The organism is Oleiphilus sp. HI0079 (genome assembly GCF_001635105.1).
Window position 1 is genome coordinate 1 of the sequence record NZ_LWFT01000776.1, and the last position, 1,052, is coordinate 1,052.

The following is a 1,052-nucleotide window of genomic DNA, read 5'->3' on the forward strand; positions in this document are numbered from 1 at the left end:
AAGGAAGCCGCGCTTACGAGCTTTACCTTTGCCGATGAAGCATCTAAGCCTTCGTTTGGTCTAACCCATAAGCGTGCAGACACTATAAGTTCGACTAAACTTGCTCTCACATATAGGATTTTCTAGTGAGAGCAGCATGCGAAAAAACCTTCCTGTCACACAAAAGAATGTCGATTATTCTGACTCATGCCGCATTGTTTCAACAACAACGGCAAAGGGGGTAATCAAGTATGTAAATCAGGATTTCATCGACATCTCAGGCTTTACTGAGGAAGAGTCACTCGGTCAAGCACACAACATTGTTCGCCATCCTGATATGCCACAAGCTGCATTTAAGTCGCTCTGGGACACAGTCTCGCAGGGCGAGCCTTGGATGGGTATTGTTAAAAATCGCTGCAAAAATGGCGACCACTACTGGGTTGATGCCTTTGTAATGAGTAGCGGCGAAGAAACGGATGGCAAGCCAGATCTTCAAAGCGTTCGATTCAAACCGAGTCACGAGCAAATCTCACGTGCAGAAGACGCCTACCAACGAATCAATGCTGGTAAGCAACCATACCAAAGCGTCCTTCTTCGTCATTGGCCAATGGCTGCTAGAATGAGCGCAATAAGCTATGCCTGTCTAATACCTCTATTTCTGCTCGCCCTGTCAACAGGCGGTGTCACCGCAACAACACTGGCTGTCTTGTCACTCATTTTAGCGCCGGCGCTTTGCTGGTTGGGCACTGCCGGGATCAGGAATACCGCAGATCAAGCGAAGCAGCTACATCATGATCCACTCGCACAATATATTTACACAGGCAGAGCGAACGAGCTCGGTGCAATCGAACTAAGTCGAATCTTCATGCGCAACAAACTAGAGACAGCACTCTGGCGGGTCGTCGACAGCACGCGCAATCTCGAACGCGGAGCTAGCAACTCCGTCAACATGGCCGAGGAGACAGAAGAACATACCGTTAAGCAAAGAGCCGAGCTCGAGCAACTCGCTACCGCGATCAACGAGATGTCCTCTTCCATTGCGGAAGTTTCGCAAAACACCCAAAGCGTCAGCG

The 1,052-nt window shown here is 49.4% G+C and carries 1 protein-coding gene; it reads left to right on the top strand.

The features are described 5' to 3' along the window. Positions 1 to 136: 136 nt before the first annotated feature. The coding region (locus A3750_RS14565; RefSeq protein ID WP_156498600.1) for a PAS domain-containing methyl-accepting chemotaxis protein at positions 137 to 1,052 on the top strand (916 nt) is incomplete at its 3' end.